Source organism: Runella aurantiaca (assembly GCF_003339505.1).
GTDB lineage: Bacteria > Bacteroidota > Bacteroidia > Cytophagales > Spirosomataceae > Runella > Runella aurantiaca.
Genome location: NZ_QPIW01000001.1, coordinates 43,171 through 61,345 on the forward strand (window position 1 = coordinate 43,171; position 18,175 = coordinate 61,345).

Annotated in this window: 19 protein-coding genes; 12 read left to right on the top strand and 7 right to left on the bottom strand. The window is 42.9% G+C overall.

Annotation, left to right across the window (positions count from 1 at the left end):
- Window positions 1-181 precede the first annotated feature (181 nt).
- Window positions 182-373, bottom strand: coding sequence for a hypothetical protein (locus DVG78_RS29965; protein WP_158549934.1), 192 nt, complete (start codon window positions 371-373; stop codon window positions 182-184).
- 24 nt (window positions 374-397) lie between these two features.
- Between DVG78_RS29965 and DVG78_RS00165 the strand changes: the two genes are divergently transcribed.
- The 7 genes from DVG78_RS00165 (at window position 398) to DVG78_RS00195 (ending at window position 7,632) form a co-directional block, all read left to right on the top strand.
- Complete coding sequence (locus DVG78_RS00165; protein ID WP_158549935.1) at window positions 398-1,732, top strand: OmpA family protein; 1,335 nt, start codon at window positions 398-400, stop codon at window positions 1,730-1,732.
- Window positions 1,674-2,888: a hypothetical protein gene (locus tag DVG78_RS00170; protein WP_147276931.1), complete on the top strand. Its 1,215-nt coding sequence runs from the start codon at window positions 1,674-1,676 to the stop codon at window positions 2,886-2,888. Before DVG78_RS00165 ends, DVG78_RS00170 begins: the two co-directional genes overlap by 59 nt.
- Before the next feature lie 12 nt (window positions 2,889-2,900).
- Window positions 2,901-3,773 (top strand): hypothetical protein, encoded by an 873-nt coding sequence (locus tag DVG78_RS00175; RefSeq protein WP_114459066.1) that lies wholly within the window; start codon window positions 2,901-2,903, stop codon window positions 3,771-3,773.
- 5 nt (window positions 3,774-3,778) lie between these two features.
- Window positions 3,779-4,525: a hypothetical protein gene (locus DVG78_RS00180; RefSeq protein ID WP_114459067.1), complete on the top strand. Its 747-nt coding sequence runs from the start codon at window positions 3,779-3,781 to the stop codon at window positions 4,523-4,525.
- A gap of 592 nt (window positions 4,526-5,117) precedes the next feature.
- Window positions 5,118-5,582, top strand: a complete 465-nt coding sequence (locus DVG78_RS00185; protein ID WP_114459068.1) for a hypothetical protein — start codon at window positions 5,118-5,120, stop codon at window positions 5,580-5,582.
- Between the two features lie 362 nt (window positions 5,583-5,944).
- Window positions 5,945-6,253 (top strand): hypothetical protein, encoded by a 309-nt coding sequence (locus DVG78_RS00190; protein ID WP_114459069.1) that lies wholly within the window; start codon window positions 5,945-5,947, stop codon window positions 6,251-6,253.
- Between the two features lie 185 nt (window positions 6,254-6,438).
- Window positions 6,439-7,632 carry a putative glycoside hydrolase gene (locus DVG78_RS00195; RefSeq protein WP_114459070.1) on the top strand — a complete coding sequence of 398 codons (1,194 nt, stop codon included), beginning with the start codon at window positions 6,439-6,441 and terminating at the stop codon, window positions 7,630-7,632.
- Window positions 7,633-7,706: 74 nt separating this feature from the next.
- On the opposite strand, the gene DVG78_RS00200 is transcribed toward DVG78_RS00195, so the two are convergent.
- Window positions 7,707-8,339, bottom strand: a complete 633-nt coding sequence (locus DVG78_RS00200; protein ID WP_114459071.1) for an acetyltransferase — start codon at window positions 8,337-8,339, stop codon at window positions 7,707-7,709.
- 272 nt (window positions 8,340-8,611) lie between these two features.
- Between DVG78_RS00200 and DVG78_RS00205 the strand changes: the two genes are divergently transcribed.
- Entirely contained in the window at window positions 8,612-9,430 is an 819-nt protein-coding gene (locus tag DVG78_RS00205) for a UDP-2,3-diacylglucosamine diphosphatase (protein ID WP_114459072.1), read from the top strand.
- On the opposite strand, the gene DVG78_RS00210 is transcribed toward DVG78_RS00205, so the two are convergent.
- A complete protein-coding gene (locus DVG78_RS00210) occupies window positions 9,431-10,141 on the bottom strand; it encodes a LysM peptidoglycan-binding domain-containing protein (protein WP_114459073.1) in 711 nt (236 codons plus the stop codon).
- A gap of 129 nt (window positions 10,142-10,270) precedes the next feature.
- The gene (purE, locus tag DVG78_RS00215; RefSeq protein ID WP_114459074.1) at window positions 10,271-10,765 is read right to left on the bottom strand and encodes a 5-(carboxyamino)imidazole ribonucleotide mutase; all 495 of its coding nucleotides are present in this window, start codon (window positions 10,763-10,765) and stop codon (window positions 10,271-10,273) included.
- Window positions 10,766-10,882: 117 nt separating this feature from the next.
- On the opposite strand from purE, the gene DVG78_RS00220 reads away from it, so the two are divergent.
- A complete protein-coding gene (locus DVG78_RS00220; protein ID WP_114459075.1) occupies window positions 10,883-11,794 on the top strand; it encodes a sterol desaturase family protein in 912 nt (303 codons plus the stop codon).
- 62 nt (window positions 11,795-11,856) lie between these two features.
- Here the strand turns inward: DVG78_RS00220 and DVG78_RS00225 are convergent, their stop codons facing one another.
- The gene (locus DVG78_RS00225; RefSeq protein ID WP_114459076.1) at window positions 11,857-12,915 is read right to left on the bottom strand and encodes a LacI family DNA-binding transcriptional regulator; all 1,059 of its coding nucleotides are present in this window, start codon (window positions 12,913-12,915) and stop codon (window positions 11,857-11,859) included.
- A gap of 87 nt (window positions 12,916-13,002) precedes the next feature.
- Window positions 13,003-13,887 carry an inositol oxygenase family protein gene (locus tag DVG78_RS00230; RefSeq protein ID WP_114459077.1) on the bottom strand — a complete coding sequence of 295 codons (885 nt, stop codon included), beginning with the start codon at window positions 13,885-13,887 and terminating at the stop codon, window positions 13,003-13,005.
- Between the two features lie 213 nt (window positions 13,888-14,100).
- Here DVG78_RS00230 and mce point away from each other — a divergent pair, with 213 nt between their 5' ends.
- Window positions 14,101-14,505 (top strand): methylmalonyl-CoA epimerase, encoded by a 405-nt coding sequence (mce, locus tag DVG78_RS00235; RefSeq protein WP_114459078.1) that lies wholly within the window; start codon window positions 14,101-14,103, stop codon window positions 14,503-14,505.
- 69 nt (window positions 14,506-14,574) lie between these two features.
- Complete coding sequence (locus DVG78_RS00240; protein ID WP_114459079.1) at window positions 14,575-15,285, top strand: lysoplasmalogenase; 711 nt, start codon at window positions 14,575-14,577, stop codon at window positions 15,283-15,285.
- 40 nt (window positions 15,286-15,325) lie between these two features.
- Here the strand turns inward: DVG78_RS00240 and DVG78_RS00245 are convergent, their stop codons facing one another.
- On the bottom strand, window positions 15,326-15,517 hold the full coding sequence (locus DVG78_RS00245) for a cold-shock protein (protein WP_114069813.1): 192 nt from the start codon (window positions 15,515-15,517) through the stop codon (window positions 15,326-15,328).
- Between the two features lie 163 nt (window positions 15,518-15,680).
- Between DVG78_RS00245 and DVG78_RS00250 the strand changes: the two genes are divergently transcribed.
- Window positions 15,681-18,140 carry an alpha/beta hydrolase-fold protein gene (locus DVG78_RS00250; RefSeq protein ID WP_114459080.1) on the top strand — a complete coding sequence of 820 codons (2,460 nt, stop codon included), beginning with the start codon at window positions 15,681-15,683 and terminating at the stop codon, window positions 18,138-18,140.
- Window positions 18,141-18,175 lie beyond the last annotated feature (35 nt).

The following is an 18,175-nucleotide window of genomic DNA, read 5'->3' on the forward strand; positions in this document are numbered from 1 at the left end:
ACTGAAACTAGCATTGCACGGGACAGACAAACAAAGATTTACGAAGTTTTACATAATGATAAGTATTGAACTACGCAAACAGGAAAACACTAGATAGCTCACTTAAAAATGCAAATCCATTTATAAATTTTTGATTATCAATCATTTTAAGATTATGAAAGTAACTTTTCTAATTGTATTACTATTGATGACTTGGGTTAGTCCCTTTGCCAGCTTCACGCAAACGACAAAGGCCAAAAATGACGTAATTGTCAAAATTGATAATGTTCAAATCTCGTGCCGAATAATTGGGATTGGTGTTGATGAAGTTGTTTATAGAAACGTAAATGGAAACACGAACATTGGACGTATAGGTAAAAAGTTGGTTAGTCAAGTTATTTATGCCAACGGGACCGTTGTGAATATTTCTCAAACAACTGCAACTGCTGATAATCTGCCAATTGCCCAAAAGCCAGAACTGACACCTGTTCCAAAATCTGAATTAGATGAGATTATTGCAGATGTTGAGAACAATGTATCAGTGACCAATCGAAAAGTACGCCTTAGCAATATTTTATTTGACATTGGTTCGAATAAAATTCAGTCGGGCTCATTTTCATATTTAGATTCTATCGCTTTTTTTTTGGTTAAAATTCCGACGATAACTGTGGAAATAAGCGGTTTTAGTGATAATACAGGAAATGCGTCGGCCAATCTCCAGTTGTCAGAAAGCCGCTCAAAAGCGGTGAGAGATTATTTAACCCGCGTCATTAGCATTGCTCCAACTCGCATAAAAGCCGTCGGATATGGTCAAACGGGGCCGATTGCGACGAACAATACCGAGGCAGGGCGGGCCTTGAATCGGCGCGTAGAGTTAAAATTTGTCGGCTTGAGCAACGATGTTTATACATTACAATTCATAAATGGCCAGCGCACAAAAGCCACTTTTATTGTTTCGAGTGCCGACAATAAAACCCTCAGCTACAAAGAGAATGCAAATTCACCCTTAGTAGGAATTCCTTCTTCTCAAATCGAATTTATCGAATACCCCGACGGAACCCGCCGACGTGTTGGCTCCACGGTATTAATCAGCCCTGTGGTTGAGAATAACACTCTAAGTGAAAATAATAGCAAAAAAGACCCGCCTTCGCTGCCTTCATCCACAATAAATGAAAAAAATGACCAAAAGGATTTGCCTTCACCTACGAATAAAAACTCCTTTCAACTCAACTTTTTACCCGCTCAAATGTTGGGCGAAAAGTCTTACACTGCGCTGTATGGGGGGTATGGCCACACGATTGGCTTGGGAGGTTCCGCACAGTTTGATTATTGGCTAGCAAAATGGTTTAGTGTTGGAGCAGAGGGAGGCTATTTAACGTGGCGTACCCAAGTTAACGTTGTGGAAAATAGGGGCGAACAGCCTTATCGTAACTATAGCACTCAAACGGATCAAACCTTTTTATTGGCTCACATCGGGGTTAGGCTAGGAAAACATTTTTACCTTATGCCACAAGGCGGAATCAATCTTTTAACTATAAAAGTGAAAGATGATGTAGCCACCAATGTATTTAAGAGTTATCAAGTCAGCTACGGAGGTGCAATCGGCTACTTACTAGATCTTAGTCCCAAGGTTAATCTCAACGCAGGTTTATTTTATCGGAATTCAATGAGTACCAAAACGGTCGATGCCCCAAATGGCTTTGACGCCATTCAATACGTTGGATTTCGATTGGGATTGCAATTTTCTCGTTAAAACTTTCAAAAAACTAAAAATCGTGAAAATCAACCACACATTATCCCTTTTCCTCGTATTCATACTGGCAGGTTGCGCCATTAATCGAGAAGCAGTTATTCCCCAGACGGCATCAACTACGCCCCAAGTCCCCGGGATTCCCACCGAAGAGAAAATCCGTACTGCATCGGGGGAGTGGACTACTGCTCGTGGCGGTGCGGGCGGTGCGCCATACCAAGACCCGAATTTGAACACGTTTAAAAATTTTCAATACACTTTCGATGTCGTCGGTAGCAACAAAGTCGTGAAAATGTCGCTTAGTTCGTCAGATATCGATGTACAATTTGCCCTCTACAATCCGCTTGGGGAACTCATAGGAACCAGCTCTTCTGGCAGGTCATCGAGTCAAAGCTTTACGCTCAACGAGGGAAAGTACCGAGCCGTAGTTTGTGCGGCACGGCGAGCGGTGGGTAAATTTGTACTTAACGTGGTAGGTGTCAACTCTGATTTGGGGCTGATTCCTTCTCAAACTTTACAATCGGACACTCAAAATTGGGGACCATTGGGCGGTGGAGGAAAAGAAAAAACATTTAAAAATCACTTCTACACATTTGAAATAACTGACGATAATACAAGTATAGATGTTGAACTCGAATCACCTGACACAGACATTGCTGTATATATATATGATGAACTAGGCCAAGTACTCAACAGTAACTTCTTCAGCGAACGATACAGATTTTTATTAACGGTGGCAAAGAAAGGTGTTTATACAATCATGGCCGCTACAGGGAACAGAGGTAGTGTTGGTAGTTATCGATTAAACATATTTGGAAAAGTAAACGACCTGAAACGTGTTGAATCTCAGGTAGCAACCATAAAAGGGAATTGGATAAACAATAACTCGGTGGACACCTATTCTTTACAACTTAACCCCAATTCTTCTCCTTTAGATATTGAATTTTCTTCCGCAGATGCCAAAGCAATCATGGATTTGCAAAATAATGTGGGCAGTAGAATCACATATACCATTACCTCGAAAAATACTGACTATATAGTTCGCGATAATTTACCAAAGGGAGAATACCGGATTATAGTTTATCCAGGACGTAATCAGGGGGCAGGCGCTTACACCCTCAACGTATACGGTCAATTTTCTGATTTAAAAAAACTTTAATCACTCAAAAACATGAAAAATCTACTGATTGGTCTCGTATTCATTGTAGCAACTTTGCCATTTGTAGCCGCCCAAAAACCAACTGCTAGAGCACCTGAAAAAAAGAAGCCTACCCAAACGCCCGTCAAAAAGCCGACGACGTCAACAACCCCTGCCCCGAGCAATAACCGCACAGCGCTTCCGAGAACAACTACAGGAAGCCCTAATAACGCCACCGCACTTCCCAAAAAAGAAGCCGATAAAACCGCTGCGAAGCCTACCTCCAGCGGTAGCAGAACAGCAACCAAACTACCCTCGGGCGGTGGCAGCACCACAGTTACGACTACCCAGCCAGCTCCCAATAGAGGTTCATCGGCTTCCACCACTTCACCCTCTTCACGTAACACCGCTTCTTTCCGCTCTTCGTCGAGGCGAAGCTCGGGTGGGTATGGTTTTAATCAAGGCGATCACCTCCTCAACTTCGGCTTAGGATTGGGATACAGTGGATACTATTCTCGTGCCGTACCCATTGGGGCTTCTTATGAATACGGCATCACTCCTGAAATCAGCATTGGGGCCCAGTTTGACATTGCATCAGCTTCTTATTATAGTTCATACTACTATTACAACCGCTACAACTACCGCTATACCGCTACTTACCTCGGGGTGCGCGGGTCGTATCATTTCAATCGGCTGATTGGACTCAATTCCAACAAACTCGACCTCTACGCGGGGGTAGGTCTCGGTTACCGAAATTATTCAAGTTATTACGATTACTACCGTCCTGTATTTGTCAATGCTTTCATAGGCGGTAAGTTATATTTTTCTGATTCCGTAGGAGGTTTTGTGGAATTGGGCTACACCGGTCTATCGTATTCAAGAGTTGGCTTATCTCTCAAATTCTAATCATCATGAAAGACGTCAAAAACCCCCAATTTATTCTCTTCATGGTCGCTGGCCTAGTAGGTATTTGGCATCTCACGGTAGCCATGACCTCCAAAGTAGGCGTGGCTGGGCCGTTTATGGCCAAACCTGCCGAAGGCTACACCTGGATGGGCATAGACAATGCCGAATCTCGATTTTTCTGGCAAAATACTGATGTAAAATGGCAAGCCGGAACACCTCATCCCGAGTTTAAAGCCGAAACCTCCGAAACCGAAGGGGTATGGAATCCGCTGCCTGGTTATGAGTTTGTGGATAAATCAAAAAGCTTACAAACCGCCTGGAAAGCAGGCTTACAACATCCCGATTACATGGCTTGGTCTGCCCCCTCTGAAGGCCAATGGGAACCTGTAACGGGCTATAAATTTATCTACGACGGTGATACTTTTACCGATGCTGTTTGGGACCCCAACCACTCGTACGAAGATTTGAAAGTGATTTCACTACCCGACCAAGACAAATACGCACCTTTTCCGGGCTATCAATTCATAAAACCCAACGAGAGCCTCGAAGTAGTGTGGGTGCCTGGCACTATTAATTACGAAAATCCCAAACTCATTGCAGGCCAACAAAGAGATAATTGGATCGCCAACACCAGATCGGTTTCGCCTCGTTATCGTTCGGGTGGACTTACGCCTGCTCAGGCTTTTGGCGTGGGAGTAGTGGTGGGGGGGGGAGTGGGCTATGGTATTGGTCGACGTCCGTACTGGTATTGAAGTCGGCATTGTGCCTAAGCTCTCCCACAGCCGATAATTTTTATGTGCCACAAAATAAAAACGGCCGCCTCACCTACATCAATGTAGATGATAAGCTTGTTACAGCAACATGTTTTATAAAGTTGATTACTGGCTATTATACAAAAAATGAATTTCTAAGTGATTTTAACTGGAAGGTAAATTAGTCTTGAGGTGAATTTATCTGATATCATTCCAAAAAGCGTCTGGTGTTTTTTGTGCTAACCGCTAATTCTTGGAACTAATCTGACAGATTGGAGCTTTGGTTAGGCTTTATAAAAGAGAGCTCGCCCGTTTACCACCCATGTTATTACTATTCCTAAACATTTTAGAGGTTGAGAATACAAAAAACTGATTCTAATCATCTTACTATTATGGTTACTCTTTCTGATACTATTACTCTTTCGCAAAGTTGTCTGCATGTATTGCGGCAAACAGTAAGCCTTCCTGCGCATACAATACTCTTTGTGGAAGGCCGCGGGGAAGGTTTTAATTGACAGGACACTCACGAATCCGTGAGGGAGGGATTTAATATTTTTCATTCTGCTAAAAGCACTTTAAACAAACTTTTGAAATGAAAAAACTTTTTTTAGTTTTGGTGTTATTCTGTTTTGTTGGAAGCAAAACTGCTATTGCTCAGGGCGTTAGAGTCAATTTTATAAGATATAAAATGATAAACTATAATTCTTATTATAGTCAATGGGACAAATGGCCTGTTAAATGGACCAGTAGTGCGGCATATGCTATTATAAGTAGTGTATACGACAATACATACAAAGTATCTGTTTATAGCAATGCCGGCGAACATATTGTGACTTCAGTCTGTACATTTAACTCTCAGTTGTCTAGCCAGAAAAGAAGATCAGAAGGATTGCCGAATTTGAATTGTTATACAGATCGAGAAGGTGACCAAATATGGACCAATGTTGTGTCATTAAATTCTTTGTTAGGAGATGTTACGAGTTGGAAAGAAGAGGGGGCGGCCTTGTATTTATGGGTTTTCAGGTCATCATCATCCTTTGCATTTGTTTTTGAGTAAAGAAGGTAGTACGTTGGCTTGCTCTGCACAGGTTGGTTTTCTGTCAACACGCCTCCTAAGGCAGGCGTTTAGGCCGACGAGAATGTTGTAAATTACTCGCATTCGTTAAGTTTTGCTTCCTTATCTATCAGCCCCTACGGACGCCTGTTGAATCAATTAAGCACTTTACTTGAGCGTACTTCGCCTGACGAGCTGCACCTTCCCTAGGGTAGTATTTAGGCTTCCATTTATGGATTGTAGTCGACAATTTGAACGCCTTTGTTGGACAGGTTTTGGTTTTCAGCTGATAAGCTAACTAAATCAACAAGGCAGTATTTTAATCAGTAATTGACATTCATTTTTAACTTATATTTGATTTAGATATGAAGTTTATTTATGTTGTGATTGGCGCACTTATTGCACTATTTCCAGGAGCTTCTTTCGTACTCATCGCGGTCGAGGTAGTCATGGTTTACCAAATTGCCAAATCTTATGATGCACTTAACGTAAGCGACCTTGTCTGGTTTTGTACAAAGATGGTGGTTGTCAGCTCCTTTCTAAAATTTCTCGCATTCTGGTTACATGGCATTCCAGTGATTGGTCAAATAGCTAATTCACTCGTTGCTGGCGGATTTATCTACTTCGTATACGATATTGCCGACTCACATTATTTGTCAATTGCCCGCAAGTAGTTCTCTTAAATATTCGATTAAACTATTGTAGAGAATACATCTTTCAAGGTATAAAGGTAGTAGCAAATTGGTTAGTAATGGATTGATAAACAGTAGTATATGTGAAATGGGTTACGGTTTGACGTTAGGTGGTGTCTGCACAATCCATTAATTAATCAAGGCATATTTTCCATATTTTAGCCTCTATGAAAACCATCCTTTTTGGCTTTTTGGTCTGTACAATATCCCATACCCCCCTAGCCCAAACACTCCCTAAAAATCTTCTTATTTATTACGGGTACCCGTCGCTTATCAACGGAGCGGCGGGTGACTTGACGGCGGCGAGTAATATTTTCAGGCAATACCAATACGTAGTGCTAGGCGAGGGCTTGGAGCAATCAGGCCATGGAGACCATGTCAATACTAAGACCATCATCGCCAACATTAAGAGCAATGTAAAAATATTTGGCTATATCTGGTTGGGAAGGCATATTGCTGGCAGGACTCCTTGGAACAATGCCGAGATACGTACCCATGTAGATCTTTGGAAAGCGATGGGGGTACAAGGCATTTTTTTAGATGACTACGGATACGCCCAAAACGTGACCCGTGCTAGGCAAGACAGTGCGGTGCGATATATTCATGCGCAGGGTTTGAACGCTTTTGTGAATACAGGTGAGATTGAGGAAGTGTTTGGTAGTTCGATAAACCCGGTATTTAATCCGACGGGGATGGGATCACCGGTGGATTATCGAGATTTTTACCTCTGGGAAAGCTATGTGGTTATCAATGGCCGTTTCTATGGTAAATACCTGACTTTTAGTGAATGGGAGTTCTGGCGTGTCAAATCAGAAAATCTACGAGCGTACCAAAATTCATTGGCGTTCAAAACTATGTCGATTACTACTCCCGATTTCAACGGTTCTTTCAACGCCAATCAATGGAACTTTACTTGGTACAGCGCTTGGTTGCAGGGGCACGAAGCGACAGGTTGGGGGGAGGGGAATTATTCGGCAAGTGCGCCATCGGCCAATTTGGCTCCCTTCAGAGCGCGCCCTACGATAGCAAATCCTGGTACACAATTTCTGACGGCGGTTCAATCTACGGAAAATCAGTTTTTTAGATTGACTGATACGGGTAAGATATGGGCTGATACTACCTCCAAAACCGCGGGATTTATTCCGCCCGCTGTATGCCAGAGTACCGCTTCGGGTTTATGGAACAACGCTGCTATTTGGAGTTGTGGGCACGTGCCTTATCCTTATGATGACGTACTTATCAAAACACCGCACATAATTGCGGTAACCCCTGCGTTGGGCAAGCTACAATGTCGAAAATTAGAGATTCAACGTGGGGCGGTATTTAATGGGATGGGGGTTTTTGAGGCCGTAAATCGTTGATTGTTTTCAATCTCATTATGAATTTTAACACAAGAAGGGACTTCCTTCATTGAGGTCCCTTCTGTGTTAAAATATTATACCTTCTTGGCAGGATTTCCAAAAACCCGACTACCTGCGGGTACATTTTCTACCACCACCGAACCAGCACCTACGCTGGCCCCTTTGCCGATTTTTACGCCCGAAATAATCGTGACTCCCGACCCGATAAAGGCATCCTGATCAATCACCACGCCACTGCCAATGATGCTTCCTGCGCCGATATTTACATAATCACCCAAGATGGCGTCGTGCTCGATAATGACACCAGTGTGCAAAATAGAATGGTGGCCGAGTACCGCTTTGGAGCTGATGGCTACGCGGGCACCAATCAAATTTCCGTGGCCGATTTGGGCAAAAGAAGAAATGATGGCCGTATCATGAATGGCATTGACGGGCATAATGCTGCGTCGCTCGTTGAGCATTTCGACGAGGTCGTGCCGTTCGGCACGTGCTTCGATGGCGACAAATGCTTCACATTTTTTGCCGATGAGTTTTAAAAATCCGTCGTCGTCGGTACTTCCCAAAACGGTGTATTCACCGATTTGGGTGTTGTGTAAATTAGGGTCATCGTCCAGTAAGCCATACACTACTACGTTATTGCGCTGAAAAATATCTAATGCAACCACTCCTAAACCTTTTGCCCCAAAAATCAATACTGGGTTTTCCATGTATGTATACGGTTTTGCTAATAAAATTTTGATGTATCTTAAATGACTATTTTGTTTTTAAAGTTCCTCCAAATGTACTAAACTACCAAATCTTCATGGATTATTAATATCTAATCAATAATGTTATTGTGTTGAATATCAGGAGATTAGTGGATGTTGTTTTGGGTAGATTATTCTTTATTACTCAAATGTTATTGCACAAAAAAAAAAAATATTAAAAAGGTAAATTGCTGATAATGAATAAGTAATGGATTAATGCTTTTTTTGAGTACATGAAAAGCAAGATCCATTTTCGCACAATCGTCATTTCGGACCTGCACTTGGGTACGAAAGGCTCGAAGGCCAAAGAAGTTACTAACTTCCTGAAACAATATAAATGCCGAAAGTTGATTCTTAACGGCGATATCATTGATGGATGGCAGTTGAGGAAATACGGATCGTGGAAGAAAAAACACACCGCATTTTTTAAGACAGTCCTGAAAATGATGGATGATTATGACACAAAGGTAATTTATCTGCGTGGTAATCATGATGATTTTTTAGACCGTATCAGGCCGCTTCGATTGGGGAAGCAGTTTCAGATTCGAAAAGATTATATTCTTAAATCGGGTACTAAGCGCTTCTACATCACCCACGGAGATGTTTTTGACAGCATCACTACCAACCTAAAATGGTTGGCTTACTTGGGCGATATGGGCTATACATTCTTGCTTTGGGTCAATAAACTCTATAATCATTATCGCGCGTGGCAGGGGCTTCCGTATTACTCATTGTCGCAGGTAATCAAGCAACGGGTAAAGGCGGCGGTCAGTTATATTTCTGATTTTGAAGAAAAGCTAACTGAGCTGGCCCGTTCACAGAATTGTGACGGAATCATCTGCGGACACATTCACCAACCCGCTATTCGGCAAATAGACGGATTGATTTATATGAATTCGGGTGATTGGGTGGAATCGTTGAGTGCCTTAGTGGAAGACCACGATGGAAACTGGAGTTTAATGTTTTACAACGAACAAGAGGTAAAAAGCGCTTCAGAACCAACCATCTCGGAGTTTTTCGGCCGTAAAGAACGGCTGGCCAAAGTCAGCTAACTATTTCTTTTCTGGAAAAGGAATAATCAGTTTTTCGCCTCGTTCGGTAAAGTTTTTAGTCTTCTTGTTGGCAGCCATCAGTTGCTCAACAGTTACGCCATATTTTTCGGCTACGACCCGCAAAATATCGCCAGGCCCAACCGTATGAACGGCCTGAACGCGAACTTTTATGCGGGTTACACCTGATTTTACATCAGTACTTTCATCTTTTATGACTGGATTCATTCCTTTAAGGGTGCCACTCTTTAGATTGTACCGATTGGCGATGCCGTAAAATGTTTCACCACTCTGAACAGTGTGGGTAATTTCCACACCTCCAGGATCTACCGCGACTGGCTTTGGTTTTTCAGGGGTTTTTTCTTCGGTTTTTTTAATTTCATCCTCGTCGGCAGGTCGAGGGGTGGGAGTTACCGTTTCTTCTACTTTGGGAGAATCGTTCGTTTTCTCTTCTGCGGTACTGCTTGTTGTCTCTTTTGAAGATTGAGGCACCGTCGATAACTGGTCGTTTTCGTTAGGTATGGGCTGTAATTCCCGACCTGTGGTGTCCAAAGGAGTATTAAGAAGCTGATCTACATCGGCAGCGTCGTCGGCGATGTATTCATAACCAACGTACAATAATCCGGCAATCATCAAAACCAAAACGCCTAACGAAAGATAAGGCAACTTTGATGATTCTTCAGGGCGACGATTTCTATTTTCGTTCTCTGACATTTGATTTGGTGGTGTTTTAGTCGATTTCCAAAGTGTAAAGGTTGTATTTTATAGCCATAAAACCCCAACTTGGTATAATCTGATTCAAAATAGGTGAAAATTTTGTGCCTTACAATGATGCCTTTTATTTTATTTGGGGGCATTCATTTTTTGGGCTTCGAGGCTCATTTCGGCTACTTTCACTTTGAGGTCTTCTTTGTATTGCTCAAGTTTCGTACCAACTGTTGTATCTGACGTACCAATAATTTGTGCGGCTAAAATTCCCGCGTTCCGTGCACCGTTGAGGGCTACGGTAGCAACTGGCACACCAGATGGCATTTGTAAAATCGAAAGAACAGAGTCCCATCCATCTATTGAATTGCTACTTTTGACAGGGACGCCAATTACGGGTAATGTTGTTAAGGAAGCAATCATCCCCGGCAAATGGGCGGCTCCGCCTGCCCCCGCAATGATGACTTTCAAGCCCCTAAGGCGCGCGTTTTTGCCATAATCAACCATTTTTTCGGGAGTACGATGGGCCGAAACAATGTCTATTTCAAAATCAATCCCAAATTCTTTTAAAATATCGACAGCTTCTTGCATTACTTTTAAATCTGAAATGCTGCCCATTATTATTCCTACCATGTTATTTGTGTCCGTATTTTAGCTTATAATACAAAATTTCGTTGACATTGTCAACTTTATCATGTTAAATATGTGTTGTTTTTACTTAAATTGCCGCACAAAAATAGTATTTTTCTAATGACTAACGAATTAGAACAAGCGTTAATACAACTGACGACACCATTTTATGCACTACTAATTGCATTGGAAGCTTTAGTGAGCCATTGGCAACACCGCCAGAACTATTCGTTTAGGGACACGCTTGCCAATTTTTTGTTAATGCTTTTTAACGGCGCAATTGATCTAGCTTTCCGTGCCGTTTATGTCGTTATTTTGGTATGGTTTTATCAATATCACTTTACCGAAATTACCAACGTTTATGGATATTGGTTATTGCTGTTTTTGGCCGAAGATTTCCTTTTTTACGTACTGCACGTGGTCGATCATTATTGTCGTTTGTTTTGGGCGGTTCATGTTACCCATCATTCTTCCGAGTATTTTAATCTTACCACGGGTTTTCGTTCTTCGGTATTTCAACCTTTGTATCGTTTTGTTTATTTTATTCCGTTGGTTCTGATGGGTTTTCGTCCCGCCGATATTATATTGATGTATGCCATTACGCAAATATACGGCATTATTGTACATACCAATTATGTCGGGAAATTAGGCGTTTTGGAATATATTTTGGTTACTCCCTCGCACCACCGGGTGCATCATGCCTCCAACGTAGAATATTTAGACAAGAACATGGGAATGTGTCTCATTATTTGGGATAGAATATTCGGGACTTTTCAGGAGGAAGAAGCAAGTATTTCTTTAAAATATGGATTAACTACGCCCCTTGCCCAACGGGGTATTGGTCATACAGTTTTTCATGAATGGAAGGCCATCGTAGAGGATTTGAAGCGTGATGTAGATTTGAAAACTAAGGTTAAGTACGTGCTTAACCCCCCAGGGTGGTCGCACGATGGAAGTACCAAAACCAGTAATCAGTTGAGAGAGACGATTACTCCAATTCAGAAACCCATCGGGGTAGAATCTGACTTTTAATGTCGTAATGACGCCACCGCCCCTACAATATCAAAATCTTAACGCGTAGCAAAAAATTACCATCAAGAGCCTTGGTCGGGGGAAATATTGGTTCTTAAGGTAGACTCTCGGACGATGAGTGAGGCCGATAAAACAATATTTTCAGTAAGCTGATTGGGAGAGGAATCCTTTAATTGACTTAAAAATATCCGTGAAGCCTCCGTTCCGATTTGTTTTCCGGGACGTTTTACGGTGGTAAGTGTAGGGTGAATGTAGGCTGAGATGGGAGAGTCATCAAATCCCACAATTGCAACTTGGTTGGGCACTTCGAGACCATTTTCTCTCACAACATACATGGCCCCAATCGCTACTTGATCATTCACCCCAAAAATCCCGTCGGGGGGATGTGGTAGGTCCAAAAGGCGTTGGGTAGGAATAATGGCGCTTTCTACCCCAAAATTGGTCGTTACCATCAACTCCTCCTCCAAAGGAAATTGATATTTGGCAAGGCAATCAACGTAGCCTTTGTAGCGTTGCTCGGTCACGGCCAGACCATGCGGCCCTTTCAAATGAGCAATCCGTTGGCATCCCATTTTAATGAGGTGTTCGGTGGCGGCAAAGGCACCATAATAATCGTCGATGGTAACCCGGCAGGCATCAAATCCTTCGTATTCGCGGTCAATAAAAATGAGGGGGACTTTGCGTTGAATGATGCTTTCCAAATGTTCGTAGTGCCCTGAGTCGTAGGTTTCTTGAGATATTGAAAGGAAAATACCTTCAACCCGGTTGGCTAACAGCTTTTCAACGTATTCTTTTTCAAGGAGATAGCTTTCATTGCTTACACAGATATTCATCAAATACCCCAAAGGTTGAAGAATGGACTGCAAGCCGTCGATGATGGCAGTTTCGTGTTGATGATTGAGGGTAGGGACGATTACGCCCAAAGTTCCCGTTCGTTTGTTAAGAAGGCTGAGGGAAACCGAATTGCGTTGATAACCAACTTTTTGGGCATACTCCTGAAGATTTCGACGGGTATCTTCGTTGATTAGAGGATGATTGTTGAGCGCCCTTGATACGGTGGAGGGAGAGCATTTAAACTTCCGGGCAATGTCTTTAATCGTAACGGGGCGGTCAGCAGCCATAGTTTAGTTGGCAGTTTATAGTTGGCAGTTTGCAGAAAGGTATGAATTAATTCTTGCTTACTGTCAACTGCAAACTGCCGACTAAATTTAAAATTTGAGCGTTGCTGGTAAATATTTAGCGGCTAAATCCTCGTAATATGGACGAAGCTCTTTCCAGTTTGGAACCTTTGGCGACTTCGTGTATAAATCATAAGGATTGAAAACTTTTACCCACTTGAAATATTCGTGGTCATGCTCGTCCATCAAATGCGTGTAGGCATTTTCGCGGTGTTGTGCATAAAACGAGTGATAACGAATCATATACAACGCCGACTCGGGCAAGTAATTCTTGGTCATTTGGTACAAATACTCATCGTGCCCCCACGACATGTGTACGTTGCGCAGGCCGCAATTGGGCTCATACACGCCGTATTTGGTATTATAACGCTCATCGTGCGCGTCTGGGTTGGCGCCGAAAAACTCAGGAAAAACGATTTTGTCGGAATGCTGGCAGCCTACGGGGAAAGTATCACCTACTACCGCCCACTGAGGTTCTCCAAACAAACAAAGCACTTTTCCCATGTCATGCAATAAACCCGTCAACACAAACCAATCAGGATGACCATCGGCACGGATGGCTTCTGAGGTTTGGAGCAAGTGTTGAAGCTGATCAAGGTCAATGTCGGGGTCAGAATCATCGACCAACGTATTGAGAAAATCAAATGATTCCCACAGGGTCATTTCCTTTTTGTCAAACTTAAGGAAGTTGCGTTCCTTCTCCATCACAAAGTCATAGGTCTGATACTTGTGGTTGAGACGATAAAACTCAGTCACCGTGTCGCGGGCGGGAGTGTCATAATTGCGGAATTCTTCCTTGGCTTTGGCCTGTGCGATGCTGTCAGGATCGGGATAACGAACTAAAAGGTCGTCTTCCCACTCATCTAAACTTGCCAAAGGGGCTATTTCGGCATTGCTGAAAGTCGTTGCGTTCATGAGTATATGAAAGGTAAAATTGGAGTTGTCGCTTATAACTCAGCAAATATACATTATTAAGTTTTTAAGAAATAAACCTTTTACTGCAAAAGATATATGCAAACGTTTGAAATAATTTAACCCCAAAAATTAGAGAAAAATCGTTGGTGGATTTGCTGCCTCTGATGGTTATTTTCAATATACGTCTAGCTTTGTAAAAATAAAGATAAAATTATGTTTGTTAACGTAGAACATCTCGGAATAGCGGTCAAGGACATTGCTGCTTCCGACGAATTATTTTCCAAACTTTTTAACACAAAGCCTTACAAACACGAGGCCGTGGAGTCGGAGGGAGTAACAACTTCTTTTTTTAAAATTAACCAAACGAAAATCGAACTGCTGGAAGCGACAAATCCCGATAGCCCCATTGCCAAATTTATTGAGAAAAAAGGGGAGGGTATCCACCATGTAGCATTTGAGGTAGAAAACATTTTGGCTGAAATGCAACGGCTTGAAAAAGAGGGGTTTATGTTATTAAATAAAATTCCAAAACAAGGAGCTGACAATAAATTAGTGTGCTTTCTGCATCCTAAAGGCACCAACGGAGTATTGATTGAACTTTGCCAAGAACAACCGTAGGGGCTGGGTTTACACCGATGCTTTTGTGACTTTGGGCAGAGGTAAACCCTGCCCCTACATTGCCCCTACATGTTAATTTTCTTAACTTTTCTGACAGATTTTATGCGTTTAAAACTACTTATTTTTTCGGTTATTGTGGTGGCTGAAATTGCTTCTGGCTATGCTGGTTTCTGGCAGGGCGTTTATTTATTTAAGCCATTGATTATGCTTTCCCTGCTTTTTTGGACGAGCAACTACCGCAAGTCTTATCCTTACTTATGGATAGGGATGTGGTTTGGTCTAGGTGGAGATATATTTTTAATGATTCGAGGAAAAGACCTGTTTGTGGCGGGTTTAGGCTCTTTTTTGGTCATGCAAATTTTTTACATCATTGCTTTTAGCAAGACTCTGACCTCGACTGGAAAATCGCTCCTACGTTCAACTTGGTGGTGGTTGACGCTGCCGTTTGCCCTATACGCGCTGATTTTTCTGGTGATATTATATCCACCACTCACTCAATCTGCTGATAAACAGGGTCTTTGGGTCCCAGTGGTTGCATATTCAATTTGCCTTTGCGCAATGGGGGCAGCGGCGGCCCTTCGAAAAGGTTCCGTGAGTTCAGCCAGCTACGCTTGGGTTTTGGTGGGGGCTGTATTATTTATTGCGTCTGATTCGGGAATTGCGGTCAATAAGTTCCTACATCATTTTGAGGGTTCAACGCTTTTTGTCATGACGACTTATAGCGCGGCCCAGTGGTTGATTGTCTGGGGAATGATCAAAAAAGAAAGCCGCTTCCAGTGAAGGAAGCGGCTTTCTTACAGAATGATCTTTATGAATAAAATTAGATAACTTTTACGTTAACTGCATTTAAGCCTTTTTTACCATTTTCGACATCATAAGACACGTTGTCATTTTCACGAATGTCTTCAGTAAGACCTGTAACGTGGACAAAAATGTCTTGGCTTCCATTTGATGGAGTTATAAAACCAAATCCTTTGGTATCATTGAAAAATTTTACTACGCCTTCTTGCATTATTTTTTCTTTAAAGTATTAGGCCATAAAAGTACGGTTAATTATTCACATATCCTACACATTAATTTTTATTATTGTTTGAAAGCTTATTTACCGTTCATGTTGTCTGCAAAAAAATTATATTTGTTTCTATTTTAAAAAATATTAAAAACTATCCACTCGCATGAAAAAAGCTCTTTACTTACTGATTTTTGGCGGTTTGTTTATCGTTCATTTTGGTTTTGCACAAACTGCAGTGCCCTTCAAAGAAGGACTCGCGGTTGGGCCTTGCCACCAATACGGGAGAGAAGCCATCTATACTGACCAATTAACCTACCAATTGATTCGCAAAACTTTCCAAACACCCGCAGAGGGGAAGGTCTTTTTGACTGATGCGCAAGGAAAAGAGCAGAAATGGCAACGTATCACCACCGACACCTCGCATCGGTTTCGGCACAATGCTTTGACGAATGGATATTTATACCTGACCTACACCTCCCCCAAAGAAACCGTGGCGTTGTTGCACGTGGCGGGTCACGCGGGCCTGTATTTCAACGGCGCCCCTAGAGGTGGTGATGCAAATCGCTATGGGTATATGTATAGTCCTGTCAAACTGAAAAAAGGGCTAAACGAGGTTTTGGTAAGAGTGGGGATGGGTGGACGCTTTCAGGGTGTTTCGGCGGAGTTGATTTTTTCTGAAAAAAATATTCAGTTAAGCACTCCAGATATAACCTTGCCAAATGTAGTGCTTTCAGAAAATAACGGACAACTTTTGGGAGGAATTGTGCTATTTAATTTGACCGAAAAACCCTTAACAAATTTGAAAATTCGGGCCTTTATTCAGGGAAAAGAAATGATTTCTGAGGTTCCCGTGGTTTCGGCAATGAACTCTCGAAAAGTAGGTTTCAGAATGGATGCGAGCGCGGTCCAGCAAAAAGGCGACGTTGTGTGTGAACTTACCCTGCTACAAAATGGCAAAGCCGTTGACCAAAGCACCATTAAATTGCAGGCGGTTGCGTCCAATGAACATTACAGCAATACGTTTATCAGCGGCATCGACGGAAGCGTTCAATATTTTGGGGTTGCACCCCAAAAAGGTGGACAAACGGACACAGCTGCGCTGTTTTTGTCAGTACACGGTGCGGGCGTGGAGGCAATCGGGCAAGCAAGAGCCTATAAACCAAAAGAATGGGGAACTTTGGTTGCTCCCACCAATCGCCGGCCACGTGGTTTCAATTGGGAAGATTGGGGAAGAATTGATGCTTTAGAAGTATTGGAGGTTGCGCAAAAGAAATTTAAACCGCATCCCCAAAAAATATACCTGACGGGCCACTCGATGGGTGGGCATGGGTCTTGGTATTTGGGGGCAACATATCCTGGAAAATGGGCGGGAGTGGCACCCTGCGCGGGGTACCCGACGCTGATGGGCTACGGCTCGGCCGACGGGAAGATTCCTGAAAATAGCACCAATCCAATGGAAAAAATGCTGCTTCGGGCCAGCAATCCTAGTAATGTAATGGCTTTGGCTTCAAATTATAAAGCCAGCGGCATTTACGTGCTTCACGGAGATGCCGACCGTACCGTTTCGGTAGAATATGCGCGTACGATGCGTAAAGTATTGGGTGCTTTTCACAACGATTTTTCGTATTATGAATACCCTAACGGCTCGCATTGGTACGGCGATCACAGTGTAGATTGGCCTGCGTTGTTTGACTTTTTTAAATGGCATCGCAGCAAAAATGCCGAAGAAAAGGATGTGATTGATTTTACGACGGCCAATCCAGCCATTTCGGCAAATTATTTATGGGCGGGGATTGAACAACAGGAAACTCCGCTCAATTACAGCCGGATTCAAGCCAAAAGAAATGTTAATGATAAAAGTGTCATCATTACCACCGAAAATGCCCGTACCATAATGATAATGCCGGGGGCGTTTGCCAAAGGCCAGACCTTCAAAGTAACAGTAGACGAAACGGTGGTATGCGCCGCCTGTGTTTTGGATGAGAAGCCGCTGTATTTTACAAAAAAAGAGAAATGGGAAGCGGTCGAAAAACCAGCACTGGCCCAACGAGGCTCGCACCGCAACGGTACATTTAAGGCTGCATTTAATTACCGAATGGTGTTTGTGTATGGAACGACGGGGACCAAAGAGGAAAACGAATGGGCGTATAACAAAGCCCGCTATGACGCCGAAACTTGGTATTATCGCGGCAACGGGGCCGTTGATGTCATCTCGGACCGTGAGTTTACCCCTGCGGCTTACCCTGACCGGGGTGTCGTTTTGTTTGGGAATGCCACCACAAACGGCGCTTGGTCTGCTTTGTTGAGTCAAAGTCCGATTCAAATCCAACGGGGAAGTATCAAAATAGGAGAGGAGCAAATCGTGGGCGATGATTTGGCGGCTTACTTTACTTATCCGCGCCCCGATAGCCCCGTTGCTTCGGTGGCGGTCGTGGCTGGTTCAGGTTTGGCAGGAATGTTGGCTACCGAGTCAAACCAATATTTTACGGGGGGGAGCGGTTTCCCTGACTATTTTATCTTCGGAGCGGATATGCTGAAAGAAGGCACCAAAGGTGTAAAACAAGCAGGCTTTTTTGATACAAATTGGCAAATTACCAAAGTAGATGCGGTGAAAGCGCAGTAACTATTTGTAAAACGTCACCCTGTCTGATTGGAGAG